The sequence below is a fragment of the Myxococcus sp. NMCA1 genome, from assembly GCF_026810205.1.
GTDB classification, from domain to species: Bacteria; Myxococcota; Myxococcia; order Myxococcales; family Myxococcaceae; genus Myxococcus; species Myxococcus xanthus_A.
In genome coordinates this window covers 3977263-4002993 of record NZ_CP113950.1, presented here as the reverse complement: position 1 = coordinate 4002993, position 25731 = coordinate 3977263, and the positions used below count along the sequence as shown (strand labels likewise).

General features: G+C 68.9%; 24 protein-coding genes. 8 read left to right on the top strand and 16 right to left on the bottom strand.

Translation table 11 applies throughout. The annotated features are described in order from the left end of the window. Positions 1-207: 207 nt before the first annotated feature. The 4 genes from OZ403_RS17225 to OZ403_RS17210 all read right to left on the bottom strand — a co-directional run bounded on the left by OZ403_RS17225 (position 208) and on the right by OZ403_RS17210 (position 5170). The gene (locus OZ403_RS17225) at positions 208-801 is read right to left on the bottom strand and encodes an HNH endonuclease (RefSeq protein WP_140791228.1); all 594 of its coding nucleotides are present in this window, start codon (positions 799-801) and stop codon (positions 208-210) included. Next, entirely contained in the window at positions 798-2195 is a 1398-nt protein-coding gene (selA, locus tag OZ403_RS17220) for an L-seryl-tRNA(Sec) selenium transferase (protein WP_140854599.1), read from the bottom strand. The genes OZ403_RS17225 and selA overlap by 4 nt, the downstream gene beginning before the upstream one ends. A 135-nt stretch (positions 2196-2330) precedes the next feature. Then, positions 2331-2534, bottom strand: coding sequence for a cold-shock protein (locus tag OZ403_RS17215; protein ID WP_011553379.1), 204 nt, complete (start codon positions 2532-2534; stop codon positions 2331-2333). 230 nt (positions 2535-2764) lie between these two features. Then, complete coding sequence (locus OZ403_RS17210; RefSeq protein WP_268784627.1) at positions 2765-5170, bottom strand: lytic transglycosylase domain-containing protein; 2406 nt, start codon at positions 5168-5170, stop codon at positions 2765-2767. Positions 5171-5277: 107 nt separating this feature from the next. On the opposite strand from OZ403_RS17210, the gene OZ403_RS17205 reads away from it, so the two are divergent. Both OZ403_RS17205 and OZ403_RS17200 read left to right on the top strand, forming a co-directional pair. Next, entirely contained in the window at positions 5278-7521 is a 2244-nt protein-coding gene (locus tag OZ403_RS17205) for an ATP-binding protein (RefSeq protein ID WP_140791222.1), read from the top strand. A gap of 85 nt (positions 7522-7606) precedes the next feature. Beyond that, entirely contained in the window at positions 7607-8269 is a 663-nt protein-coding gene (locus OZ403_RS17200) for a TFIIB-type zinc ribbon-containing protein (RefSeq protein WP_140791220.1), read from the top strand. 23 nt (positions 8270-8292) lie between these two features. On the opposite strand, the gene OZ403_RS17195 is transcribed toward OZ403_RS17200, so the two are convergent. After that, positions 8293-10260 carry an ABC-F family ATP-binding cassette domain-containing protein gene (locus tag OZ403_RS17195; RefSeq protein ID WP_268784626.1) on the bottom strand — a complete coding sequence of 656 codons (1968 nt, stop codon included), beginning with the start codon at positions 10258-10260 and terminating at the stop codon, positions 8293-8295. 254 nt (positions 10261-10514) lie between these two features. Here OZ403_RS17195 and OZ403_RS17190 point away from each other — a divergent pair, with 254 nt between their 5' ends. After that, positions 10515-12074: a serine/threonine protein kinase gene (locus OZ403_RS17190; RefSeq protein WP_268784880.1), complete on the top strand. Its 1560-nt coding sequence runs from the start codon at positions 10515-10517 to the stop codon at positions 12072-12074. 60 nt (positions 12075-12134) lie between these two features. On the opposite strand, the gene OZ403_RS17185 is transcribed toward OZ403_RS17190, so the two are convergent. Further along, a complete protein-coding gene (locus OZ403_RS17185) occupies positions 12135-12872 on the bottom strand; it encodes an SIR2 family NAD-dependent protein deacylase (protein ID WP_268784625.1) in 738 nt (245 codons plus the stop codon). A gap of 99 nt (positions 12873-12971) precedes the next feature. Between OZ403_RS17185 and OZ403_RS17180 the strand changes: the two genes are divergently transcribed. Next, positions 12972-13457, top strand: coding sequence for a GAF domain-containing protein (locus tag OZ403_RS17180; protein WP_268784624.1), 486 nt, complete (start codon positions 12972-12974; stop codon positions 13455-13457). A 21-nt stretch (positions 13458-13478) separates the two neighbouring features. On the opposite strand, the gene OZ403_RS17175 is transcribed toward OZ403_RS17180, so the two are convergent. Then, positions 13479-14390, bottom strand: coding sequence for a pseudouridine-5'-phosphate glycosidase (locus tag OZ403_RS17175; protein WP_140791212.1), 912 nt, complete (start codon positions 14388-14390; stop codon positions 13479-13481). A 75-nt stretch (positions 14391-14465) separates the two neighbouring features. Here OZ403_RS17175 and OZ403_RS17170 point away from each other — a divergent pair, with 75 nt between their 5' ends. After that, positions 14466-15377: a DMT family transporter gene (locus OZ403_RS17170; protein WP_140796475.1), complete on the top strand. Its 912-nt coding sequence runs from the start codon at positions 14466-14468 to the stop codon at positions 15375-15377. Between the two features lie 15 nt (positions 15378-15392). Here the strand turns inward: OZ403_RS17170 and OZ403_RS17165 are convergent, their stop codons facing one another. From OZ403_RS17165 to OZ403_RS17155, 3 genes are read right to left on the bottom strand one after another with little or no spacing between them, the layout of a single operon-like run. After that, a complete protein-coding gene (locus tag OZ403_RS17165) occupies positions 15393-17093 on the bottom strand; it encodes an FHA domain-containing protein (RefSeq protein ID WP_268784623.1) in 1701 nt (566 codons plus the stop codon). Positions 17094-17149: 56 nt separating this feature from the next. Further along, positions 17150-18325, bottom strand: coding sequence for a DUF2314 domain-containing protein (locus OZ403_RS17160; protein WP_174259283.1), 1176 nt, complete (start codon positions 18323-18325; stop codon positions 17150-17152). Further along, positions 18322-18936, bottom strand: coding sequence for a deoxynucleoside kinase (locus tag OZ403_RS17155; protein WP_011553366.1), 615 nt, complete (start codon positions 18934-18936; stop codon positions 18322-18324). Before OZ403_RS17155 ends, OZ403_RS17160 begins: the two co-directional genes overlap by 4 nt. Positions 18937-19171: 235 nt before the next feature. On the opposite strand from OZ403_RS17155, the gene OZ403_RS17150 reads away from it, so the two are divergent. The 3 genes from OZ403_RS17150 to OZ403_RS17140 all read left to right on the top strand — a co-directional run bounded on the left by OZ403_RS17150 (position 19172) and on the right by OZ403_RS17140 (position 22077). Beyond that, complete coding sequence (locus OZ403_RS17150; RefSeq protein WP_140791206.1) at positions 19172-19966, top strand: lysophospholipid acyltransferase family protein; 795 nt, start codon at positions 19172-19174, stop codon at positions 19964-19966. A gap of 14 nt (positions 19967-19980) precedes the next feature. Beyond that, positions 19981-21360: a tetratricopeptide repeat protein gene (locus OZ403_RS17145; RefSeq protein WP_140874970.1), complete on the top strand. Its 1380-nt coding sequence runs from the start codon at positions 19981-19983 to the stop codon at positions 21358-21360. Between the two features lie 132 nt (positions 21361-21492). Next, positions 21493-22077, top strand: coding sequence for a hypothetical protein (locus OZ403_RS17140; RefSeq protein WP_237078341.1), 585 nt, complete (start codon positions 21493-21495; stop codon positions 22075-22077). 103 nt (positions 22078-22180) lie between these two features. Here the strand turns inward: OZ403_RS17140 and rplQ are convergent, their stop codons facing one another. The 6 genes from rplQ to rpmJ form a co-directional block, all read right to left on the bottom strand. Next, positions 22181-22600, bottom strand: coding sequence for a 50S ribosomal protein L17 (rplQ, locus tag OZ403_RS17135; RefSeq protein ID WP_268784621.1), 420 nt, complete (start codon positions 22598-22600; stop codon positions 22181-22183). Positions 22601-22784: 184 nt separating this feature from the next. Next, the gene (locus tag OZ403_RS17130) at positions 22785-23807 is read right to left on the bottom strand and encodes a DNA-directed RNA polymerase subunit alpha (RefSeq protein WP_140791198.1); all 1023 of its coding nucleotides are present in this window, start codon (positions 23805-23807) and stop codon (positions 22785-22787) included. Between the two features lie 142 nt (positions 23808-23949). Then, complete coding sequence (gene rpsD, locus OZ403_RS17125; protein WP_090491283.1) at positions 23950-24576, bottom strand: 30S ribosomal protein S4; 627 nt, start codon at positions 24574-24576, stop codon at positions 23950-23952. 69 nt (positions 24577-24645) lie between these two features. Then, entirely contained in the window at positions 24646-25086 is a 441-nt protein-coding gene (rpsK, locus tag OZ403_RS17120) for a 30S ribosomal protein S11 (protein WP_140791196.1), read from the bottom strand. A gap of 61 nt (positions 25087-25147) precedes the next feature. Next, entirely contained in the window at positions 25148-25531 is a 384-nt protein-coding gene (gene rpsM / locus OZ403_RS17115) for a 30S ribosomal protein S13 (protein WP_011553358.1), read from the bottom strand. A 54-nt stretch (positions 25532-25585) separates the two neighbouring features. Then, positions 25586-25702, bottom strand: coding sequence for a 50S ribosomal protein L36 (rpmJ, locus tag OZ403_RS17110; RefSeq protein WP_002633586.1), 117 nt, complete (start codon positions 25700-25702; stop codon positions 25586-25588). Positions 25703-25731 lie beyond the last annotated feature (29 nt).

Genomic DNA, 25731 nt, shown 5'->3' with positions numbered 1-25731 from the left:
GTGGGGCCCAGGACACGGGATTCGGTCCGGGGCGCTCGCGAGGGTTGGGACATGCCCCCCCATCAAATCCCGAACCCGGGGTCGCGTCGACTCCCCGACCTTCTGCATCCGTTCAGTGGAACATCCTGGCCCGCGCATGCGCCGGAAACCCGTCACTCCCGGTGTTTCCAGCCCCTGCGGCGAGCCCGGATGCCCACCAGGCAGGCGCTACTCGTCGAGCAGCTCGACGTTCCAGTACGACGCATCCGCCAGGTGCAGGAACGGCAGCCACTCCCGGTACGTCACCTTGCGGGAGGCGCCGCGGAACAGCGGCGTCCAGCGCGGGCGCACGGGCTTCTTGAGCAGCTTCATGTGGGCCTGCTCCGGCGTCCGCCCACCCTTCCTCAGGTTGCAGGGCACGCAGGAGCACACGACGTTCTCCCACGTCGTCTTGCCGCCCTGCGTGCGCGGCATGACGTGGTCCAGGTTCAGCTCGCTGCGCGGCAGGTTCTTGCCGCAGTACTGGCAGGTGTCGTTGTCGCGCGCGTAGATGTTGAGCCGGGAGAAGCGCACCCGCCCTCGGGGCAGATGGTCATACGCGCTGAGCACCAGGACACGGGGAACGCGGATGGTGCGCTCGATGGTGGTGATGCAGTCCTGTGTCGCGCTCAGCTCCGCCCAATCCGCGAACTCGTAGAGCCGGTACTGCGAGTCGATGGCCTTGGCCACCCCCAGGTACAGGAGCGAGAACGCCCGCTTCACCGAGGTGACATGCACCGGCTGGTAGTACCGGTTGAGGACAAGCACGGCGCTGTTGATCATGGCGGGTTCCCTGGAATGGCGGCCGCGACGGCATCCGCGACAGCCTGGAGCTCCTCCTCCTTGAGACACCGGACGTCGAGGAGCACCTCGCCATCCGCGATCCTGCCAATAACCGGCGACATTCCCCCGCGCAGGCAGTCCAGGAATGTTTCCGGCTTTTCTAGGGTGAGGATGCACGCGGAGGACGGCAACCTGGCCAGCGGCATGGCACCCCCACCCACCTGCCCCACCACGCTGGCCACCCGCGCACGCACACCCCGCCCCGCCAGCAGGCCCTGCAGCCGTACCGCCCGGGCGCGAAGGTCCTCCGGCGACTGGGCAAGCAGGCGATTCACCGGAACCTCTTCCGCCCGACCATCCCGGTACAGCACCAGGGTGGCTTCGAGCGCGGCGACCGTCAGCTTGTCCACCCGCAGGGCCCGCATGAGCGGGTGGGCCTTGATGCGTGCCAGCAGCACGGACCGGCCCACCACGATGCCCGCCTGGGGTCCTCCCAGCAGCTTGTCTCCCGAAAAGGCGACCACGTCCGCGCCCGCCGCCACGGCCTGGGCCACCGTGAGCTCCTGGCTCAGGCCCTCGCCCTGCAGCGGCACCAGCGCGCCCGCGCCCAGGTCCTGGAACACCGGCACGCCGCGCGCGCGGCCCAACGCCGAGAGCTCCGCGACCGCTACCTCTTCCGTGAAGCCCACCAACGCGAAGTTGGAGCGGTGCACCTTCACCAGCAGCGCCGACTCCGGGCCCAGCGCCGCCGAGTAATCCGACAGCCGCGTCCGGTTGGTGGTGCCCACCTCCACCAGCTTCGCGCCCGACTGCCGCATCACCTCCGGGACACGGAAGCCGCCGCCAATCTCCACCAGCTCACCGCGCGACACCACGCACTCGCGGCCGGACGCCAGCGCCGCCAGCACCAGCAGCACCGCGCCCGCGCAGTTGTTGACGACGACCGCGTCCTCCGCGCCTGTCAGTGAGCGCAGCAGGCCCACCAACGGAGCGTAGCGACTGCCCCGCTCTCCCTCATCCAGGTCGTACTCAAGGTTGGAGTACCCCCGTGCCACCTCGGCCACGCGCGCCACGGCCGAGGCCGCCAAGGGTGCGCGTCCCAGGTTGGTGTGCAGCACCACCCCGGTGGCGTTGAGCACGGGCCGCAGCCCCGGTGTGGCCAGCGTGTCCAGGGCGTGCTGGACGTCCGCATCCTCGAAGCCTGGCCCGCCTGAGGCCACCAACCGGCCCCGGGCCCGGTCGACCGCCAGCCGGAGCGCGGCCACGGCACGGGCCCTGGGAACTCCACTCAACAGGGGTTCCAGCGACGGGCGCCGCAGGAGCTGCTCGACGGAGGGGAGCGCGCGCAAGAGCGCATTCTTCCCACCGTCTCCACTGTTCGACGGGGCGCCCACGCCCGGAGTCTAGGGGAGCCGCCGGGCAAGTTCCAGGCGAGCCCTGGAACATCGGGGTGACAAAAAGGAAAAGGCCCAGCCTCCCTCGGGGAGACTGAGCCTTCGGACTAAGCGCTATGAGCGCTCAGTAGGTACTCAGACCGGGCGAACGTTCTGAGCCTGCAGGCCCTTGGGGCCACGGGCCACATCGAACTCGACCTTCTGGCCTTCCTGCAGCGTGCGGAAGCCCTGGGTCTGAATCGCAGTGTGGTGGCAGAAGAGATCCTCGCCCCCGCCGTCCTGCATGATGAACCCAAAGCCCTTCGCGTCGTTGAACCACTTCACGGTACCAGTCGCCATTACGCTTCTCTTCGTCTTTCTCTACCAGCTTCATGAATTGAGCTGGTTGCCACGCCGTGTGAGGGTGCGGCCTTGGCCATGTGTCACGTTTCCGGCCAGTTGCATAGGGGGTCCCCCACACGTAGGCACCCTTTTTCCGGGCGTGGACATAACCCGCGGCATTCGCGCCCCATTCCGCACGAATTCTCCACCGACACCACCCAGCATGCGCCCGAATGCCGGCGGCCCACCTACTTCGCGGCGCTCTTGAGCACCGGCAGCTTGGGCGCCCGCCCGTACAGCAGTTGGTACGTGTTGAAGGAGCGCAGCACGCGCTTGATGTAGCCGCGCGTCTCGGAGATGGGGATTTCCTCCACCCATGCGTCCAGCGCCAGGTCCGGCCTGTCGGACCTCCAACGATTCACCGCGCCAGGGCCAGCGTTGTAGCTGCCCACTGCATAGGGCGTGTGCCCGTTGAAGCGCTTGAGCAAGCCGCCCAGGTAGTGGGCCCCCATGCGGATGTTGAGGTCGGGCTGGAGCAACTGGTCCACGCTGAAGCGCTTGAGCTTCAGCTCGCGCGCCACACCCTTCGCGGTGGACGGCATCAACTGGGTGAGGCCCATCGCGCCCGCCCACGAGAGCGCCTTGGGGTCCAGCGCGCTCTCCTCCCGCATCAACGCCTGGAGCAGGTCCGGCTCCACGCCCACGTCCGCGGTGTGCTTCTCGATGCTGTCGCGGAAGGCGTTGGGATACGCCACCTCCCACACCACGCGCGTCTCCGGCGTGATGCGCCCGCTCAAGTCCTTCCGCAGCGCCAGCCGCGCCACCGCGTGGGCGGAGCGCTCGTCCCCTGCCTCGTGCAGCACCAGCACCAGCAGGCGCACGGACTCCGCGGGCAGATTGGTCCGGTTGACGGCCAGCATCTCGGACGACACGGCTTCCTTGAAGCCCAGGCGGTACAGCTCCACGCCCGCGCGGAAGTGCGGGTCCTCGCCCATGGGGCCGGCGAACAGCGGCCAGGGGCTGGCGGCCTCGGGCACGGTGAAGATTTCGGCGGACACCTTCTCCAGCCGAGGCGGATCCACCTTCGCCAGCTGCGAGCGCGCCATCAGCCCGTAGTAGGTCGCCGGGTGGTCCACGGAGAGCTTCTCGAACAGCTCCGCCGCGCCCTGGATGTTGCCCTTCTCCTGCATCGTCCGCGCCCGCCAGTAGCGCGCGCGCTCCACGTCGTAGCTCTCGTCCGCCTTGGCGAACTGCGCCTCGATGCGGTCCAGGAACGACAGGCCGGAGTCCTCCACGCCCGTGGTGCGGGCAATCCAGAACGCCTTGAAGAGCGCCTCGCCCAGGAAGTCCCCCTGCGGGTACAGCCGGGCCAGCGTGTCCAGGCGGGCCATGGCCTCCTTCGGACGGCCCGTCTTCAGGTACAGGTCGGCCGCGTAGAAGAGGCCATCATCCGCGAACGAGTGGTCCGGGAACTCGCGCGCCAGCCGCTCGTAGGTCTCCGTGCCCCGCGCCTGGTCGACGATGGAGCGCGACGAGCCGAGCACGTACAGCACGCGCGCCAGCAGGTCCCGGTCCTGGCACTTCTCCGCCACGGGCGTCAGCACCTGGATGGCGCGCGTGTGCTGGCGCTCCTTGCGCATGCCCTTGCCGAAGGCGAAGTGCGCGCGGCAGGCCAGCGGGTCCGGAAGCTCCAGCTTCGGCAGCAGCGGCTCCAACTGCTCCAGGCCGGCCTTGTTCCGGTGCAACTCCACCAGCGCCTCGCCACGCCCCACCCTCGCATCGACGGGCGGCGTCTGCCCCTTGAGGCGCTTCTCGGCCTGCTTCGACAAGGCGGACAGCGGGTGCGCGGCCCACAGGCGCCACAGCGCGGCGCGCTCGGCGGCCTTGTCCTTCTTCTCCGCGGCGATGTCGGAGATGGCCATCAGCGCCTCGGCGCCCACGTTGCGGCCCCAGCTGGGCGCCGCGCGCGACGTGAGCGGCTCCAGCGCGGCCATGGCGCCCGCCGCGTCCTTCTTCTTGCGCAGCACGCGCGACAGGGCCAGCCGCGCGTCCACGTACAGCTTGGACTCGGGTGGCACCTGCTCCAGCAGCACCGCGGCCTCATCGAAGCGGCGCAGGCTCTCCAGCGCCACGCCGCCATGCGTCAGGCAGCGGTCCTTCAGCGCGGGGTAGTCCGGGGCCAGTTCGGCGAACTCCTTGGCGGCGGACGCGTCATCTCCGGCGCGGACGGCGGCCAGGGCGCGCAGGTAGCGCACCGGCGGGCTGTCGCCCTCGTCCTTCAGCAGCTCGCGGGCGCGCGTGTACTGTCCACGGTCGAACGCGTCACGGGCCTCCTTCTTCTTGCCCTCGCCGAAGTACGGCGCCAGGTCCTCCAGCGCGTAGCGGCGGCCCCGGTGCACCACCGGCGTGGGCGGCGCGGCATTGGGGAAGGCGGGGTTGAGCACCTCCACGTAGCCCACCGGCAGCGGCGCCTTCTCCGAGTCGGGAGGGGGCGACAGCTGCGCCTCTGGAGGCGCGTTGCTGGGGTGCTGGGCCGGCGCTTCGGACGCCTCGGGCTCGGCCGGGGTGGACGAAACCGCCTTCGGGGCGGGTGCCTGCGCGGTCATCAGGAGCGCGGAGGCGGCGACGGCGAGCTTGGAAAGGAAGGGCTTCATACGCGGGGGCTGGGTCCCAGGGAAATGCGCGCGGGCTCGCCCCAGGACAACCGGCAGGTCATGGAAAATTTCCGGAGGCTGACACAGGTTAGACTGTCCGCCTCCTCATGGACATCCGGACACAGAGCGCGCTGCTGGCATCCATCATCGGGCTCGCCCTGGGCGTGTCCATGTTGCTGCGGCCCGGCAGGCCCAGGGTACTGACGCTGTACTCCGTCTTCGCGCTGACGGTGGCCGGCTACTACCTTTCGCTCTTCTTTCACAGCGTCTTCCCGGCCGGCGACTACCCGTGGACATCCCGCATCTTCGTGGGCGCCACCATCCTGGTGGGCTCACTGGTGCCGGGCGCGGCCGTTGCCTTCTTCCTGGAGTTCCTGGGCGTCAGCAAGGGGACAAACCTGGTGGGCCGCCGGCTCGCCCTGCTGTCCGCCGTCCTGGGGCTGACCGTGGCTGTCACCCCCCTGGCCGACAAGCTCTGGGCTCGGGTGGGCATGGGCGTGTGGGTGCTGGGCACGTTGCTGACCTACGGTTCATTGCTGCTCCACCGGGTCCGCACCACGGAGTCGCGCATCGAGAAGTTCCGGCTGGCGTACCTGGCCATTGGCGCGGGCGCGGCCATCCTCTTCTCCGCGCTGGATTTCCTGGTCAGCTTCGGCATCCCCTTCCCCACGCTGGGGTCGGTCTTCTCCACGCTGTACCTGTTCTTCCTGGCCCACACGCTGCTGCGTCTGCGGCTCATGGACCTGCACGAGCTGCTGGGCAAGATCGCCTCGCAGACGGTGCTGGCCAGCATCCTGGCCGCCGTCTTCACGGTGCTGACGGCGTGGGGGAAGGAGAACACCGGCCTCTTCCTCTTCAACACGGTGGTGGCCGCGTTCGTCATCCTCATCCTCCTGGAGCCGCTGAAGGTGAAGGTGGAGGAGATGGTGGTGCGCATCTTCTTCCGCGAGCGCTTCGCCCTCCTGGACTCGCTGGGCTCGCTGCGCGCGCGCATGGCGAACGTCATCGAGATTTCCGAGCTGGCCCGGCTGGTGCTGGACACGCTCCACGAGACGGGCCGCGTCACGCACGCCTCCGTGTACCTGCTGGCGGAGGACCGGCCCGGATACCGGCTGCTGGATTCGCGCGGCCCGCTGCCGGTGGCCTTCCTGGACACGGCGGCGGCGCGCGGCCTGCTCTTCGCGGCGGCCAGCGGGCAGAAGGCGGTGCTGCGGGAGAACGTGGAGCGCCGCATGGCCACCATGCGGCTGCAGGCGGTGGAGGGCAAGCGCTACCGGGACGAGCTCAAGCGGCTCAACGACACGCGCACGGCGCTGGTGCAGGTGAAGGCCGGCATCGCCGTGCCGCTGATGGGCAATGACCGCGTCATCGGGTTCCTCAACCTGTGGGACGAACGGGTGCCGGAGGCCTTCGCGTCCGACGAAATCGCCATCATCCTGGAGGTGGCGGAGCGGCTGGCGACGGTGCTGGAGAACTCCAAGCTCTACGAGAAGATTCGCGAGCGGGACCGCCTGGCCGCGCTGGGTGAGATGGCGGCGGGTCTCGCGCATGAGATTCGCAATCCGCTGGGCGCCATCAAGGGCGCGGCGCAGTGCCTGGACCCGGCGCACTTCCAGGGCGAAGACGCCGAGTTCCTCGAAGTCATCGTCGAGGAGGTCAACCGGCTCAACGGCGTGGTGACGGCGTTCCTCGACTATGCGCGCCCGCTGAAGCAGAGCTTCGGCACCACCGACCTCAACGAGGTGGTGACGCGCACCATGCGGCTCATCCAGAACGACGTGCCGCCCAACCTCCACCTGGCCGTGGAGCTGGACTTGATGTTGCCGCGCGTGGACGGCGACGCGGAACAGCTCAAGCAGGTGCTCATCAACCTGGTGCAGAACGCGGTGCAGGCGCTCGAGACGCGCGAGGGCCGCATCAGCGTGCGCACGGAGAAGCCGGAGCGCTTCGGTGAGCTGCGCAGCGCCGGCGCCGAGTTCGTGGAGGTACAGGTGTCCGACAACGGGCCCGGCATTCCTCCGGACCAGCACCCGCACATCTTCGTGCCCTTCTACACGACGAAGCAGAAAGGCACCGGCCTGGGGCTGGCCATCTGCCAACGCATCGTGAAGAACCACGGCGGCAGCATCTCCGTGCAGAGCAAGGTGGGCGAAGGCACCATGTTCGTCATCCGCCTCCCCGCCCTCCCCTCCGAGCAACCACCCGCGGAGGCCACCTCCGTGGACGGCCTGCCTGACGGGAAGCGGCCGTCGCAGTCATTGCCCGTGTCCGACGAACTGCGCGACGCGGGCAAGCCATCGCACGCGGAAGCTCGCGCCAAGCGGGAGCGCCGCAAGCGGCTCCGCGCTTGACGACACCGGGCGGCGAGCCTGGGGAACGCACCTTCCGGACATTGCTGCTTTCGCCCCTGGGGGCGAGCGCCTATAGATCATCCCCATGAGCGCATGCCCCTTCTGCCAGAACTCAATGCAGCTCACGCCCAGCGGTGAGCTTCCCTTGGAGACCTGTGGCGCCTGTGGCGCGGTGTGGTTCGAGGGCGAAGCGCTCACGAAAGTCATGGGAGGCTCCGTGTCGGATGCGCTCCTGCGACGCGCGAAGAACCGCCCAGGATGCTGCAAGGGCTGTCAGGGCGAGCTCCAGTTCGTCCCGGAGTGCACACACTGCGGAACCCGCGCCCCTACCTGTCCACGCTGTGGCTGCGCGCCCCTGCCCGTAGTGGAGGTGTTCGGGGTCCCCATGGAGGTGTGCTCGGGCTGCGCGGGCGTGGCCCTGGACGCGGGCGAGCTCCAGCAACTGCAAGACGCTGTGGAGACGTACCGCAACGAGCCGCTGGATGCCCGCGCCACGGTGCGGCTCGAAGGGCCCCCCTGCTGTGCCGCGTGCCGACGCAAGCTACGGCTGGAGCACGGCTTCGTCGCGGAGGAGCGCCTCTACTGCGGGAGTTGCGCGCCCAGTGGCGCCACCCCCTACCGGGAAAGGTTCAGCAGCCACGACATGCCGATGTTCGTCCCCACCCGGCGTGGAGGCCAGGCCTTCAACCTGGGCGGGTATGCCTCCCAGGGCTTGATGTGGCTGCTCCACCGGATGTTCACCCAATGAGCCGGGCGAGCGCCACGCGGCCCTCACCCCAGTGACGCGGACGCCTCGGCCAGCTTCTCCTGCGCGGCCTCCCAGCGGGCATAGAGGTCTTCCAGCTCCTCCTTGCCCGCGCGGTGCGTTTCCATCAGCGGCTTGGCGCGCGCGAAGTCGTTGTAGAGGGCCGGGTCCGCGAGCTGCGCCTCGCGCTCCTTCTGTCCGGCCTCCACCTCGGCGATGCGCGCCTCCAGCTTCGCGATCTCCTTCTTGAGGGGCCCTTCCACCACGCTGCGGCGCTGGCGCGCCTCCGCCTCCAGCCGCTTGCGGTCCTTCTCCGTCATCGGCCCGGAGGCCACCTTCTCGCCCCGCGCCTGACCCGCCGCGATGGCCGAGGCCTCCGCCTGCTGGAGCTTCTGCTGGTGGTACAGGTAGTCGTCCAGGTTGCCCGGGTGCGGCGTGAGCTTCCCGTCCGCCACCTCCCACACGTGCGACGCCAGGCCGTTGATGAAGCTCCGGCTGTGGCTGACGAACAGCAACGTGCCGCCGTAGCCCTTCAATGCGTCAATCAGCATCTCTGCCGAGTCCAGGTCCAGGTGGTTGGTGGGCTCGTCCATCAGCAGGAAGTTGGACGGCACCAGCAACAGCTTGGCCAGCGCCACCCGCGCGCGCTCACCACCACTCAGCACGCCGATGGGTTTCTCCACATCGTCGCCACTGAAGAGGAACGCGCCCAGCACGCCGCGCACGTAGCTCTCCGGCTTGTCCGCGGCCAGCGGGCGCACCTCTTCGATGATGGTGTTCTGCCGGTTCAGCTTGTCCGCGTGGTGCTGCGCGTAATAGCCCACCACCACGTTGTGCCCCAGCGTCACCGTCCCGGTGTCCGGCGCCAGCTCGCCAGCGACCATCTTCAGGAGCGTCGTCTTGCCCGCGCCATTCGCGCCCACCACGGCGATGCGCTGCCCACGCTCCACGCGCCCGGTGAGGCCGTCGTAGATGGTCTGCGCGCCGTACCGCTTGGTGATGCCCTCCAGCGTCACCACGTCGCGCCCGCTCCGCTCGACCTCGGGGAAGCGGAACTTCATCGACGTCCGCTCCTCCAGGACCTGCACTTTCTCCAGCTTCTCCAACATCTTGGCGCGGCTCTGGGCCTGACGCGCCTTGGTGGCCTTGGCGCCGAAGCGGTCGATGAAGCCCTGCAGCTCCGCGCGGCGCGACTCCACCTTCTCCGCGCGGGCCCTCAACAGTTCCTTCTCCTCGGCGCGCAGGCGCTTGTACTCGTCGTAGTTCCCCGCGTACTCGCGCACACCCTCCACTTCCAGGGACACCACCCGGTTGATCTGCCGGTTGAGGAAGTCCTTGTCGTGGGAGATGAGCACCAGCGCCTTGTTGGAGCGGCGCATGAAGTCGTCGAACCACGTGAGCGTGGGCACGTCCAGGTGGTTGGTGGGCTCGTCCAACAGCAGCAGGTCCGGGTCCTGGAGCAGCAATCCCGCCAGGGCCGCGCGCATCCGCCAGCCGCCGGACAGCGCGGAGGTGGGCTTGGCCAGATCCGCGTCGCGGAAGCCCAGGCCCTTGAGGATGCGCTCGGCGTGGTGGCGGCCGTAGCGGTTCTCGAAGTCGTCCAGCTCCGCGTGCAGGTCCGCCAGGGACTGCGACAGCTCCAGCTGGTCCTCCTCGTCCGTGGCGGCGGCGAGCGCCTCCTCGGTCTCCTTGAGGCGCGCCTCCATGGCATCGCGGCCGGGCACGGTGCTCATCACCGCCTCCACCACGGTGCCATCCGGCAGGCCGGCGATTTCCTGCGGCAGGTAGCCCGCCCGGGCCTTGCGGCTGTACTGCACCGTCCCGGAGTCGGGCTGGGCCACGCCCGCCAGGATTTTCATCAGCGAGCTCTTGCCCGTCCCGTTGGCCCCTACGAGGCCCACCCGGTCCCTGGGACCCAGCGTGAAACTGTCCTGATCGAAGAGGACCTTCTTTCCGTAGGAGAGACTGAGGTCCTGGGCGATGACGAGGCTCATGGCGCCGGGGATGTAACAGCCCGCGAGCCCCTCGGGAATGTCGGATGTGCCTGCCCGTTCGCCCTTGGGCCCTACAGGGGCTTTCCGGGTTGGGCCGGGGCCTGTCTATACTCCGACCCTACATGGCTGCCCCCTGTCCCCATTGTGGAAGCACCGACGGCGTCGACCACCTCTGCTCAGGCCAGAGCCTCCAGCTCCTCGGCCAGGTGCTCGACGGCCGTTATAAAATCGAAAGCGTCCTGGGCCAGGGCGGCATGGGCATGGTGTTCCGCGCCACCCAGACGTCCGTGCAACGACCGGTGGCGGTGAAGACGCTCAACCCGTCGCTGGCCGCCGCCCCCCAGTTCTTCGAGCGCTTTCGCCGGGAGGCGGAGCTCGCCAGCCGACTGCGGCACCCCAACGTCATCACCATCTTCGACTTCGGCCGGTCGCCGGACGGCACCTGCTACTACGTGATGGAGCTCCTGGAAGGCGAAAGCCTGAAGGAGACGGTGAAGCGCCAGGGCCCCATGTCCCTGCGCCGGGCATTGAGCCTCGTGGAGCAGGCGTCGCAGGGCCTGGCGCACGCGCACGCGGAAGGTTGTGTCCACCGCGACCTGAAGCCGCACAACATCATGGTGCAGCAGCTCAGCGGCCAGGACTTCGTCAAGGTGCTGGACTTCGGGCTGGTGAAGGCCATGGAGTCCGAGGAGGAGGAGCAGCTCACCTCGACCGGACAGGTGCTGGGCACGCCCCAGTACATGCCGCCCGAGCAGGCCGGCGGCGAGTCCGTGGACCAACGCTCCGACCTCTACTCCATGGCGGGCGTTCTCTACTTCTGCCTCACCGGCAGCTCGCCCTTCGGCGCGAACACGGTGCGCAAGGCGCTGACGGCGTCGCTCACCCAGGCGGTGCCCTCCGTCAACACCAAGCGCCAGGGCGCCCCCGTGCCGGCCACGCTGGATGCCTTCTTCAAGAAGGCGCTCGCCCCGGAGAAGGAGGACCGGTACCAGAACGCGCAGGAGTTCATCGACGCGATGCTGGACACCGTGGCGGACCTCTCCTCCGAGGAGCTCGACGCGATGCCGAGCGGCGGCGTCGCCAGCGCCAGCGAGCGCGGCAGCAACAGCCGCAGCCGTTCCAGCCGTCAGGGCAGCCAGAGCGGCATCCGCTCCTCGCGGGTGGGCGCCTCGCCGACCCTGGGCCGGGGCTCCACGCCGTCCAACGTCGTCGTCGCCAGGGCCCAGGGCGGCGGTGGCGCCACCTCGTCCTCTCCCAGCCGCGTCCGCGCACAGACGTCGCGGTCCGCGCCGCCTCCCCCGCCTCCCGAGCCGGAGGGCATGTCCACCGGCAAGAAGGTGGCCCTGATCGCCGTGCCGCTGGTCCTGCTGGGTATTGGCGCGGCCGTGGTCCTGGGCAACCAGGGTGGCGGCAGCGCACCCGCGACGCCGGTGGTGGTGAACGTCCCCCGCGATGCGTCACCGACCACGACACAGGTCGCGACCGGCACGACGGGAACGCCCGAGGAGTCGTCCGTCCTCACGGTGAGCCTCGACTCGACGCCGTCCGGCGCATCCATCTACGAAGGCGAAGAGATGGTGGGCACCACGCCCACGAAGCTCCAGCTCCGCCGCGACAAGGTGCATTCCTTCAGCTTCCGCATGCTGGGGCACCAGGACAAGGAGCTCACGCTCAACCTGCGCCGGGTGGCCGGGGATACGCAGACGGCAAACGTGGTGCTGGAGCCCGTGCGAGCCGCGGCCCCTGGGCGTTCGCCTCGCCCCCCGCCGAAGCCGTCGAGCCCGTCCGGTCCGGACATCTCCGTCTTCGAGTAGTCCCCCCATGGGTGGCACGCGGAAGCGCCGCGGTGCCCGCCTGTCCTTCCGCCACCCGCGTCAGGCGAGCTTCGCGAGTGTCGGGAGGACTTCCCCGCTCTTGCCTACGACGCGGTGCTCGAAGCGGTTGGAGTTCTCCGCCGGGTCCAGGTTGACGAGCCACGTCTTCCCGCCCGCCTTGCGCACCTGGTCCACGATTCCAGCGGCCGGGTACACAGCGCCAGAAGTCCCCGCCGCCAGGAAGACGAAGCGTCCACCCGAGGTGGCGGCCCGCAGCGAGAAGTCCTCGATGCGCTGGATGTCCGCCGGGTCCAGGTATTCGCCGAACCAGACGATGTGGGGCCGCAGCCGCTTTCCACACGCGTCGCACTCGGGCACCGACCCCGTGGGGTACACGGTGGTGTCCTCGAACGGGGGCCGCTCGCAGCCGCTGCAGCGCGTCTTGAAGAGGTTGCCGTGCATCTCCACCACCCGCTGACTTCCGGCGCGCGTGTGCAGGCCGTCGACGTTCTGGGTGGCGAGCAGGAAGCGGTCCCCCAGATGGCGTTCCCAGGCGACGAGCGCCTCGTGGCCCGGGTTGGGGTGGACGGCGGCGGCGGCCTTGCGGCGCTCCGAGTAGAAGCGCCACACCAGCGCCGGGTCCTTCCGGAAGCCCTCGGGCGACGCCACGGCATCCACGGGCTGGTCCTCCCAGAGTCCGCTCATCCCGCGGAAGGTGGGAACTCCGCTTTCAGCGGAGACTCCCGCGCCCGTGAGAACGAGCAGCCAGGTATTCGAATCGAGGATGAGCGAATCCATGTCGGCTCCTGTGCGGTGGAAAGCGAATCAAGCTATGGATGGGGCGCTGACCCTACCGGGGCCTGACGCTCGCGGGGGGTCGCCTTGCGAGGTCCCATCATGGCGGAAGTCACCCTGGATCTGCGCGGCATGCCCAAGGCCGAAGCCTACGCCGAGCTGAAGCAGCATGCGCGCGCGGTGCTCGAGGGCATCGATGACGACATCACCGGCATGGCCACCATGAGCTGCCTGCTGCACCACGCCTTCGGGCACTTGTGGACGGGCTTCTACCGCGTCGTCACGCCGGGCAAGCTGCTCCGCGTGGGCCCCTACCAGGGCACGCTCGGGTGCCTGGAAATCCCCTTCGGAAAGGGCGTGTGCGGCGCCGCCGCGGCGAAGGGCGAGACGGTGGTGGTGGCGGACGTCCACGCCTTCCCCGGTCACATCACCTGCGACGGACGCTCAGCGTCGGAGATTGTCGTCCCGGTGTTCGGCCGCAACCGGGAGCTGCTCGCCGTGCTCGACATCGACTCCGAGCACAAGGGCATCTTCGACGAGGTGGACCGCCGCGAACTGGAAGATCTGGTGCGCTGGTTCCAGAAGTAGCGGCGGCCCGCGTCCGGACACTCAGCTCGCGCGTGCGTACGCCACGGCGAGCTGACCGGCGAAGCGCGCGTTGTTGGTGAGCAGCGCCAGGTTGGCCTTGAGCGTCTTGCCCCCGGTGCGCTTCGCCATCTCCGTCAGGAGGAAGGGCGTCACGGCCTTGCCGCGGATGCCCTGCCGGTCCGCGTCGGCGAGCGTCGCGGCGATGTGCAACTCCACCTCGTTGCGAGGCAGGGACGTCTCCTCGGGTGGAGGCACGGTGTAGAGCACCCCACCCTGCTTCAGTGTCTCGAAGCGGGCGCGGGCGATGCGGGCGGCCGTGTCCACGTCATCCGCGCGGTGCTCCAGGGGAATGCCGGAACCCCGGCTGTAGAACGACGGCAGTTCGTCCGTCCCCACGCCGATGACGGGCACGCCGGCCGTCTCGAGCAGCTCCATCGTCTTGGGCAGGTCCAACACGGACTTCGCGCCCGCGCACACCACGGCGACGGGGAAGCGAGCCAGCGCGGCGATGTCCTGGGAGATGTCGAAGTGCTCCGACGCCCCGCGGTGCACACCCCCAATGCCACCGGTGGAGAAGACACGGATGCCCGCGGCGGCGGCCATCTCACACGTGGCGCTCACGGTGGTGCCTCCCGTGGCGCGCGTGGCCATGGCGATGGCCAGGTCCCGGGACCCCACCTTGAGCAGGCGCTCCTTGCCCTCCGCCAGCCGGCGCATCTCCGGCTCCTCCAGCCCGATGCACAGCTGCCCGTCGATGAGGGCGGTGGCGGCGGGAACGGCGCCAGCGCGGCGGATGGCCTCCTCGCATGCCCGGGCCGCGGCCAGGTTGTCCGGATACGGAAGGCCCTGGGCCACGACGCTCGTCTCCAGGGCCACCAGCGGTTGGCCGGCCTCGAGCGCGCGGCGCACCTCTTCCGAAAAGCGTAGGTCCATGCCCAGGCGTTTAGCATGCCCGGCTCCAAACGTCGGCTTGCGCGCGCGACCCCTCGGGCCTATTCCCCTGCCGCCGTGTCCACGCCCACCACCGCCGTTGTGCCCGCCCCCTCACGCGGATTCTCCGTGTCCGACCTGGCCATCGTCGGTGTCGTGATTGCCTGGGGCACCAACTACACGGTGGTGAAGGAGGCGATGGAGACGCTCCCTCCCCTGGCCTTCATGTCGCTGCGCTTCACCATCGCGGCGTTGGCCATGGGCGCGCTGCTCCTCGGCGTCGAAGGCTGGAAGCCGCTTCCCCGCCCGGTGTTCCTCAAGCTGCTGGGGCTGGGGCTGGTGGGCAACACCGTGTACCAGCTGTGCTTCATCCTCGGCCTGGCGAACACCTCGGTGGCGAACAGCGGGATGCTGACGGCGGTGACGCCAGTGCTGGTGGCCACGCTCGGCGCCATGTTCGGCGTGGATCGACTCACCCGCCCGCTCGTCGCGGCACTGGCGCTGGGCGTGTTGGGGATGCTGCTGGTGCTGGGGGGACGCGGCGCGTCCGAACATGGCGCGTCCTTGCTTGGCGACGGGCTCATCGTCGGCGCGAGCCTCTGCTGGGCCATCTACACGGTGGGCATCCGCACCGTGGGTCCGGAGGTGTCCGCGCTGCGCATCACCGCCATCAGCATGCTCACGGGCGCACCGGGCGTGGTGCTCGCGGGAGTGCCCGAGCTGTTGCGCCTGGAGACCGAGAACATCCGCGCCAGCGCCTGGGCAGGCGTCGTGTACTCGGCGCTGGTGCCGCTGGTGCTCGCGTACTTCATCTGGGGCCGCACCGTGCAGAAGGTGGGCAGCAGCCGCGCGGGGCTCTACAACACGGGTATCCCCGTGGTGGCCGCCCTCACGGCGTGGGCCGTGCGTGGAGAGCGGCCCACCTGGATGCAGGTGTTCGGAGCGGGACTCGTCCTCTCCGGCGTGCTGCTCAGCCGGCGGAAGTCGTAGGCGCCGCGGCCCGACTCACTCCCGGCGACCCCGCTCCACCGCGAGCCCGTACTCCTCGATCTTCTTGTCCAGCGTGGGCCGGCTGATGCCGAGCAGCGCCGCGGCGCGAACCTTCTTTCCCGACGCCTCGCGCAAAGCCTCGGCGATGGCATCGCGCTCCAGCCGAGCCACGCGTCCCTGCAGCGTCTTCGCGCCCTCGTCGCCGCCCTCCTGGAACTCCGGGGGCAGTTGCAGCGCGCCCACTCGGCTCGCCGCGTACAGCAGGCCCAGTCGCTCCCCCACCAGCTCCAGCTCCCGCAGGTTCTGCGGCCACGCGTACTCCGTCAGCAGCCGCCGGGCCTCGGGACTGAGCGTCGGTGGCTCCTTGCGAATCCGGCGGGCCGCGCGCGCCGCGAACTGCTCCAGCAGCGGAAGCACGTCCGCGCGCCGCTCACGGATGGGCGGAGCGTCCAGTTCGAAGCCCGACAGCGCCCGAGCCAACGAGGACTCCACGTCGCCGCGCGCCGCCAGCAACGACACCGACGCAGGCGCGGTGGCCAGCACCCGCACGTCCACGGGCTCCTCGCCGCCTTGCCGCGCGGGCGCCGAGCGACGCGCCAGGGCCCTCGCAAGCCGCTCCGAAGCTGGCCGCGCGAGCGATTCCACATGAAGCAGCACCAGCGAGCCCCCGTCCGCGCGAAGCAGCGCGGACACGACAGGCGGCTGCCCGGGCGCGCTCGCCCTGCCGAACAGCGCCTCCTCCACGGCCTCGGCCGGCTCCCGGCAGTCCACCACGATGAAAGGCCCCAGGGCCCGAGGTGAACGCGCATGGACGAAGCGAGCCAGCAGCGACTTGCCCACACCCGGCTCGCCATGAATCACCACCGGCGCTGCGCTAGCGGCCACGCGGCGCGCCAGCTCCAGCAAGGCCCGCAGCGGCCGGGACGTACCGGAGAGCGCGGCCACGGGCGGCTCCGCATCCACGCGGGAGCGCACGGTGGTGTAGGCCTCGCCACCCAACCGTCCCAGCGCCGCGAGCAACTGGCCCTCGCCCTCACTGAACTTCGGCTCCGCCCGCGTCACGTACAGCACGCCGAAGGGCATGCCGCCTGAGGCGACCAGGGGCGCGCAGAGGACGTCATCCGTCTGGACCAACTCCTTGCGCTCCAGCGCGGCCTGCGCCAGCGCGCGCGGCATCGTCAGCGCCTCCGCGCCCGCCACCGCCGCGGTGAGCAAGCCATCACTGCTCCCCAGCAGCGCGGCCGCGCGGTCGGCATTGAGTGCGTGCGCGACCTCATCCGCCAGGCGCCGCAGCACCAGGGCGCCACTCGTCGCTCCCAGCAGAGCGATGCCCGCCGAGTAAATCGCCGCCGCCGTACCCACGTGAGGCAACACTTCCTCGATGGGCACCTGCCCCATCTTCTCCGGCCCGTCGGCCACCAGGGTCACCGGGGGCGGCTCGAAGAGGGCCGTCGTCGCGCCCACGCGCACCTGGTCCCCGGGCTTGAGCACCACCTCATCCACGAGGCGCTCGCCGTTGACGAACGTCCCGTTGCGCGAGCGCAAGTCGCGGATGCGCGCCTGCCCGTCGAGAACGGAAATCAGCGCGTGCTTGCGGGAGACCTGGTGGTCATCCAGCGGGATTTCACACGACGGGCTGCGGCCAATCGTCACCTCCGCGAGCACGTCGTGACGACGCCCCGCGGAAGGACCGGTGAGCAGCAGGAGGGCGGGCATGGGGCGCGGAGCCTAGCGCCCCGCGATGGCTGGGCAAGGCCCCCCGGCGCCGCTTGCTACATCGGCCGTTCGGCGTTCAGGAGTTCACGGAGTTCCCGCTCGTCCAACGCCCGGCCTTCCCGGCTGATGGCCAGCGCGTTGACCTGGGTCTCCGCGACCTCTACGTGGGCACCCTTGCGCCACTCGGTTGTATGCACCGCGCCATCAACGAGCTTGCCCACTACGGAGCCCTCGTCCCTGCCCATGACCTCCAACCACAAGTTCTCCGTGACGGTGTTCCCTTCGGGATGGGTGTCGAAGGGAGCACGCACCAGGAAGGTGAGCGGCTCCATCAGGCCCTTGCGCTGGAAGCGCGCCAGGAAGGACGGGAGCACCAACTGGGCCTCCCGCCGCATGGCCTGCGTCTGCTCCTCCGGCTCCTTCTCGAAGCGCTCGCGATAGGGTTCCAACAACTGGGACGTGTTGTGCCGGCCCAGTGGGGACACCACGGTGAGGAAGAGCCCCTCATGGCCCTCGAAGGTGTCCAGGGGGACGCCCAACAGGTTGGCGCGGGCCTCTTCCGAGGGCACGAGCGTGAAGACCTGCCCCTCGCTGGTGCCCACCTGGGTGCGCAGCGCTGGCCCCTGCCCGAAGGCCAGGTCGGTGCACAGCTCGTGAAGGAAGCTCTCCGCGGCCAGCAGGTCCTTCTCGGCCAGGTGGAAGATCTCCAGGTCCCGGGCCCCGAACTTCTCCATCCCGTGCGAGTGCACCCACAGGGGCGTGTCCCCCTCCGTCGCCTCCACGGCATGGAGGTGGACGTGGTCGCGGATGTCGAAGTCCAGCTCCGTGATTTCCGCCACGTCGTCGGGCTCATGAAGCTTGAAGGCCGTGAGGTCCACCAGCACGCCCTGCACGTGCTCCAGCAGCGTGCGCACGGCCCACAGTGCCTCGAAGACAGGCAGCGTGGGCTGCGCCCCGCCCGGCTCCACGGACAGATGGTAGTAGGCCTTGGCGCGCCCCAGCCGCTCGAAGGCCTCCGGGCTGCCGCTGAACACCTCCTTGCGGAAGCGCGGCAGTCCCTCGGAGCCCCGCGTCAGACGCACCAGCACCTCGGAGCCGTCCGCCCGCAGCGTGAAACCCTCGCCGTCCGCGTCCGGGGTGAACTCCACCTCATCGTTCGCGAAGGACGCGCGCAGTGCATCGAGCGGAGCCGGGCCCTCCTGCTCCGTCGCCAGCAGGTAGACCTCCATCACAGGTGCTTCTCGATCTGCCGAAAGAGGTCCACGCGGTCCACCAAGTTGGTCAAATAGTCGAGCTTGTCCGTGGGAAGCACGAGCACCGGCGACAGGCGGTAGCCCTCGAACCACTCCTCGTAGAGGGCGTTGAGGCGCTGCAGGTAGCGGGTGGGGATGTCCCGCTCCATGGCCCGGCCGCGGATGCGGATGCGCTCACGAATCGTCTGCACCGGGCAGCGGAGGTAGATCATCAGGTCGGGGGGGCGCAACGACTCCGAAATCGTCTCGTACAGCTCGCAGTACGTCTTCCAGTCCCGCTTGTCGATGAGCCGCTGCCGGTGGAGGTTCTTGGCGAAGATCTCCGCGTCCTCATAGAGGGTGCGGTCCTGAAGCACCGTCCCGGAGGTGCGCTCCAGCTCCCGGTGCAGGCGGAACTTGTGCGTCAAGAAGAAGAGCTGTGAGCGGAACGCCCACGTCTTCATGTCCTTGTAGAAGTCTGCCAGATAGGGGTTCTGGTCGTTGGGTTCGAAGGAGGGCGTCAACCCGTACTTCCGGCAGAGGAAGGACGTCAGCTCCGTCTTTCCGGCGCCGATGTTGCCCGCGATGGCGATGAACTTTTTCCTGGCCACACCACCCCTGCTTGTAACCCCGCCGAGCGGCGCGCACCAGAAACAACGTGTAGGTAGGACGTGGTAGAAGAAGTGCATGCCCCCCCGTCGTCCCGTTCAACGCGTGACAGGTGCCGCCGTCCTCCCTCGTGGGAGTCGCCGCCTGAGCGTCTGTCCAGGGAGCTTCGGCGGGCAAGCCCGCGGGCCCGGGCACCTTCCGGCCCTGAACATCGGCCCCCAGGAGGCGGGCTGAGGGATGCGCAAGCTCTTTTGCATTTTCGTGGCGGGCGTCTGGACGCTCTTCTGTTTCCCCCTTGCCATCTTGGCGATGCTGCTCACGCTCAACCCATCGCGCTCCATCTGGGTGGCGCGCGAGCTCTGGTCGCCCGTGCTGCTGTGGGCAGGGGGCGCGAAGCTGGAAGTCATCGGCCAGGAGAACGTGGACCCGAATCGGCCCACCATCTATGTGGCCAACCACCAGTCCACCATCGACATCCCGGCGCACTTCCTGGCCGTCCCCGTCCCTTTCCGCTACGTCGCCAAGACGCAGCTCAAGTGGGTGCCCCTCATCGGCTGGTACCTGGCGCTCGCGGGCCACGTCTTCATCAACCGGTCCAACCGCTCCAAGGCCATTGCCTCGCTCAACGCGGCAGCGGCCAAGATTCGCGGCGGCACCAGCATCTTCCTGTATCCGGAAGGCACCCGCTCGACGGACGGCCGCGTCCTGCCCTTCAAGAAGGGCCCCTTCGCCCTGGCGCTGAAGGCCCGCGTCCCCGTCTGCCCCGTCACCATCGAGGGCTCCGGTGAGCTGATGCCCAAGTCCACCTGGAACATCACCCCCGGTCCCATCCGCGTGAAGATTGGCAAGCCCATCGACACGACCACGTTCGCCGAGAACGACCGCGAAGGGCTGGCCCGAGCCGTCCGCGCCGTCATCATCGCGGACAGCCTGTCCCTCGGGGGCAAGGGCGGCGACGTGGATGACGCCGTGGCCGCCGCGGGCGCCGAGGGCGTCAGCGACGCGCGCGCCCGAGCCCTCTCCTCCACCTGAGACGCCTCTCCGAGATGACCATTCGCCACCTCCGTTCCCGTCCCTGGATTCGCGCCGCGGTACTCGGCGTGGGCCTCCTGACTGGTTGCAGCACCACCTCCTCGACCTCCGCCAAGGCGCGCCCCACCGATCCGCTCTCCCAGGCGCGGGCCTACCTGGACGAGCATCAGCCCACGAAGGCCCTGGGGCTGCTGACGGACCTGCACCGGCAAACGCCGGACGACCTGGACGTGGCGCGCTCGCTCACCGAGGCCTACGTGAAGGCGGGGCAGACGGACGCGTGGATCGCGGAGCTCCAGAAACGCATCGCGGCGGGTGAGCGTGCGGTCGACCAGTACATGCTGGGCCTCGCCCTCTTCTCGCGCGCTCGCGATGCGGGGGCGCCCAGCGTCGCCGCCTTCGAGCGCGCCACGGCCCTGGCACCGGACACCGCGGAGTTCCACTACCGGCTGGGGCTCGCGCAGCTGGAGTCCGAACAGTACACGGAGGCGCTCGGGCCCCTGCGGCGCGCCACGGCGTTGGCGCCAGACCGCACCGCCTGGCGCCTGCCGCTGGCCAAGGCGCTGCACCGAACGGGAGACGCGCCCGGGGCCGTGGAAGCCCTGGGCACGGTGGTGCGGGGCCAGCCCACGCCGGCCGACGTCACCACCGCGCGGGCACTGATGGAGCAAATCGCGGATCCCTTCTCCGGCTTCCCCAAGGCCGCCGAGGCCAAGCTGGAAGAAGGCATGCGCTACCTCAAGGACCTGGATGCGCCCCAGCACGCCATCCTCGCCTTCGAGGAAATCCTGCTCGACTACCCGGACGTCGCGGTGGTGCATGCCCTGCTGGGCCTGGCCTACCAACGCCTGGATGACGCGGGTCGCGCGGTGGATGAGTTCAAGCAGGCCATCGAACGCGCCCCCCGCGACGGCAAGAACCACTTCTATCTGGGCGAGCTCTACCTGGCGCGCCAGCGCCCCGACGCGGCTCGTGTCTCCTTCGAGAAAGCCGTGGCGCTCCATCCGTTGCTGGAGACCGCGTGGTTCCACCTGGGTGACATCCACCTGGAGCGCAGGGACCTCACGGCCGCCCGCGAGTCCTTCACCGTGGCCACCTCCCTGGCACCGGAAGCCGTGGCGATGCGAGGCAAGCTGGCGCTCGTGTACCAACTGGAGGGTGACTTCGCCGCCGCCGAGCGCGAGCTGCGCCGCGTGGTCGAAAAGGACCCGGAGAACATGGAGTTCAGCCTGCGGCTGGGGCTGCTCTACACCGAGCAGGCGATGAAGGCCTCGCGTCCCGAGGCACGGAAGACCGCAGCCAGTGAGGCCGAGCGCTGGCTGATGAAGGTGTTGGAGACCCAGCCTGAAAACGCGGTGGCGTCACGCGCGCTTCAGCAACTCAAGGCACAGTAGCCATCCACGGGCCCAGCCCTCTACACTCGCTGTCCGATGAGCGACGGTCGCAAGCCCCCTCAGCCTGGAACGCAGCCTCCTCGGGCGGCGTCTCCGTCTGGCTCTCAGCCGCGCACGCCGACGAACCCCGGCATGCCGCGCGCGCCCAGCCAGTCCAACCTGCGGGTGATGTCCGCCGCGCGCGCCGAGCCTCTGCTGAAGGAGAAGCCAGACGGCCCGCTGGGGAAGCGCCTGGCGGGAGATGCGTCGAACCACCTCCTCAACGGCCTCTCCATCCTCAAGGAGTTGGTCGCGGATTTCCGACGGAGCGACCGCTTCTTCAAATACAAGGCGTCCATCATCGCCGGCTGGCTGGTGATGACGGTGATGAGCCTGGCCATTGCGTGCCCGGGCAGCACGGTGCGCAAGGGGGACATGGACGCGCGCCTGGTGCTCAGTGACAGGTTGGACCGGCCCTCGGTCACCATCTGGAACGAGAGCAAGGAGCCCTGGTACGACGTCACCCTCACCGTCAACGGGCAGTATCAGGCGGCGGTGCTGACGGTGGCCCCGGGTGAGTTCATCACCATCACCCCCAAGCAGCTGATGGGCTCCAGCGGCGCCGCGCCCGCGGACCTCCGCTTCCAGTCCATCCAGATGCGCAGCCGGGATGACAGCGCGGACCTCACCGAGGACCTCAACGCCGCCTGGGAGCGCATTCGCAAGCCGCAGCGGTAGCACGCCGTGGAAACACGAAGGGCGCCCTTCCTTTCGGAAGCGCGCCCTCGCGTTGCCCCCAGCCCCTTCTCTCGAAGGGGCCAGGTATGCAGTCCGTACGGGACTACTCCGCCTTCGCCTCGTCCGAGGGCGCAGCCGCCTCGGTGTCGACGGGAGCGGCCTTCTCCGGCCGGTCCACGAGCTCCAGGAGGGCCATCTCCGCGGCGTCGCCCCGGCGGAAGCCGAGCCGAACGATGCGGGTGTAGCCACCGGGACGGCTGGCGTACCGGTCCTTGTACTCGCTGAACACCTTCTGCAGCACGTCGCGGTCCTTGACCGTACGGGCCGCCAGGCGAACGTTGGCGAGGCCGCCACGCTTGCCCAGGGTGATGATCCGCTCCGCGATCTTCCGGGCCTCCTTGGCCTTGGGAAGCGTGGTGCGGATGGCCTGGTGCTCCAGCAGCGAGGTCACCATGTTGTTGAGCATCGCGAGCCGGTGGCTCGTGCTGCGGTGAAGCTTCCTCTGTCCGACCTTATGGCGCATCGTCGTGCTCCGGAGTCCTGGTGAGGACTCCACCACTCCGGCCGTATCAGGTACCGGGTGGGATGGGCGGACCCGGTACGGGGCCCGCCGCTGTCATTCGGACCGGAAGACGTCCCAGCCCCCTCCCCTCGCGCCGCTGACCGCCGTACCCGCGGCCGCGTGGGGAGGCCCTGCGTGAACCCTACTACGCCTTCGGCTGCGCGGGAGCCGGCGCCTGCTTCGGCGGCCAGTTCTCCAGCTTCATGCCCAGCGACAAGCCCATCTCCGCGAGGATCTCCTTGATCTCCTTCAGAGACTTGCGGCCGAAGTTCTTCGTCTTGAGCATCTCGGCCTCGGTGCGCTGCACGAGGTCGCCAATGGACTTGATGTTCGCCTGCTGCAGGCAGTTCGCCGAGCGGACCGACAGCTCGAGCTCATCCACCGAGCGGAACAGGTTCTCGTTCAGCTTCGCCTCTTCCTTCGGCGCCTCGGCGACGACGGGCTCCTCCGTCTCGTCGAAGTTCACGAAGACGGTGAGCTGCTCCTTGATGATCTTCGCCGCGTACGCCACCGCGTCCTGCGGGGACACGGAGCCGTCCGTCCAGACCTCGAGCGACAACTTGTCGAAGTCCGTGACCTGACCGACGCGCGCGTTGGTGACTTGGTAGTTCACCTTGCGGATGGGCGAGAACAGCGAGTCGATGGGGATGGTACCGATGGGCGAACCGGCGACCTTGTTCACGTTGGCCGGCGTGTAACCGCGGCCGCGGCGGCAGGTCAGCTCCATGCGGAGCTTGCCACCCTCGGAGATGGTGCAGATGTGGTGGCCCGGGTTGAGGATCTCGGTGTCCGGGTCGGTGATGATGTCACCGGCCTTGACCTCCTTGGGGCCCTCCGCCTCGATGCGGAGCGTCTTCGTCTCGTTCGTGTGCATCCGAAGGAGGACTTCCTTCAGGTTCAGCACGACGTCCGTGACGTCCTCGGACACCTCGGGGATGGTGGTGAACTCGTGGTCCACGCCTTCAATCTTCACGGAGGTGATGGCGGCGCCCTGCAGCGACGACAGCAGCACCCGGCGGAGCGAGTTGCCCAGCGTCGTACCGAAACCGCGCTCGAGCGGCTCCGCGACGAACTTGCCGTAGGTGGGGGTCGCGCTGTCCTGATCCACCTCCATGCGACGGGGCTTGATCAGGTCACGCCAGTTCTTCGCAACGAACGTATCAGCCATGGTGTACCGCTCCTCGGTTCGTGCCGCACCACCGACTTACCCACCGGCCTGGCGGGAGGATGCGCACGCGGGACTGCGACTGCTTGAAAGCAAGACGCCCCGGCCTCGTCGGCCAGGGCGTCCACTGCGACATCCAGCGTACTTACTTCGAGTAGAGCTCGACGATGAGCTGCTCGGAGATGGGCATCGTCAGGTCCTCACGGTTCGGAACCGTGGTGACCGTGCCCTTGAACGCCTTCTTGTCCAGGGAGATCCACTGCGGAACGCCACGGCGGTCCACCGTCTCCAGCGCCTCGGAGATGCGGAGCACCTTGCGGCTCTTCTCCACCACCTCCACCGCGGTGCCCGGCTTCACGGCGAACGAGGGGATGTTCACCTTGCGGCCGTTCACCTGGAAGTGACCGTGACGCACCAGCTGGCGCGCCTCGTTGCGCGTGTCCGCGAAGCCCATGCGGAACACCACGTTGTCCAGGCGGAGCTCCAGCTGCTGCAGGAGGTTCTCACCCGTCTTGCCCTTGGCGGCGGACGCGCGGTGGTAGTAGCCGCGGAACTGGTTCTCCAGCAGGCCGTACATGCGCTTGACCTTCTGCTTCTCGCGCAGCTGCACGCCGTAGCCGGAGAACTTCACGCGGCCCTGGCCGTGCTGACCCGGGGGATAGGGGCGGCGCTCAATGGCGCACTTGTCCGTGTAGCAACGGTCGCCCTTGAGGTACATCTTCAGGTTTTCGCGCCGGCAGATGCGGCAGGCGCTGGCAGTGTAACGAGCCATTGAGAGGTCCTTAGAGGTGATCTGGAGCCGCCCCCACACCAGGGTGTGAGGGCTGCCCTGACGAAGGGGTTAGACGCGGCGACGCTTGGGCTGACGGCATCCGTTGTGCGGGATGGGCGTCACGTCGCGGATGAGGTTGATCTTCAGACCGGCGGCGGCCAGCGCACGCAGCGCCGACTCGCGGCCCGCGCCCGGGCCCTTCACGAACACGGACACGTTCTTCAGGCCGTGCTCCATCGCCTTCGCCGCGGCGTCGCCAGCGGCCACCTGCGCCGCGAACGGGGTGGACTTGCGGCTTCCCTTGAAGCCACGCGCCCCGGCGGACGACCAGGAGATCACGTTCCCGGACACGTCCGTGATCGTGATGATGGTGTTGTTGAACGTGGACTGGATGTGGACCACGCCGTTGAGGATGCTCTTCTTGCCCTTGCGCTTCGACTTCTTCGCGGCAGGGGCCTCGCCCTCGGTGCCCGTGGGCGCCGCAGCCGAAGTATTGATCTCGTCAGCCATGTGAATTGCTGCTCCTGGGAGGAGGTGATCGACGCCGGCACCTTACGGGCCGGCGCTGCGTTTACCGGGCCGGAGCGGCCGGCTTCGCCCGAACGATGCCACGCTTCGGACCCTTGCGGGTACGCGCGTTGGTGTGGGTCCGCTGGCCACGAACCGGCAGGCCCTTGCGGTGACGAAGGCCCCGGTAGCAACCCAGGTCCATCAGCCGCTTGATGTTCATGGTGACTTCACGCCGGAGGTCACCCTCCACCTTGTAGCTGGCCTCGATGATCTCGCGGATCTTACGGGCCTGCTCCTCGGTGAGGTCCTTGGTCCGGGTCGTGGGATCGATGCCCGCCGCGGCAATGATATCTTGCGCGGACTTGTTGCCGATCCCGTAGATGTACTGGAGCGAGATCACCGCGCGCTTGTTGGGCGGCAGATCGATGCCGGCGATACGAGCCATCTTCGGTCTTCCTTCTTAAGTGGAGTTGGTCTGAAGCCAACGGCCGCTTGGCCGTTAGCCCTGGCGCTGCTTGTGCCGGGGGTTGGAGGCGCAAATGACGCGCACGATTCCCTTACGGCGAACAACCTTGCACTTGTCGCAGATCTTCTTGACGGACGCCCGAACCTTCATTGGAGCGAACTTCCTTCCTCAGCTAAAGA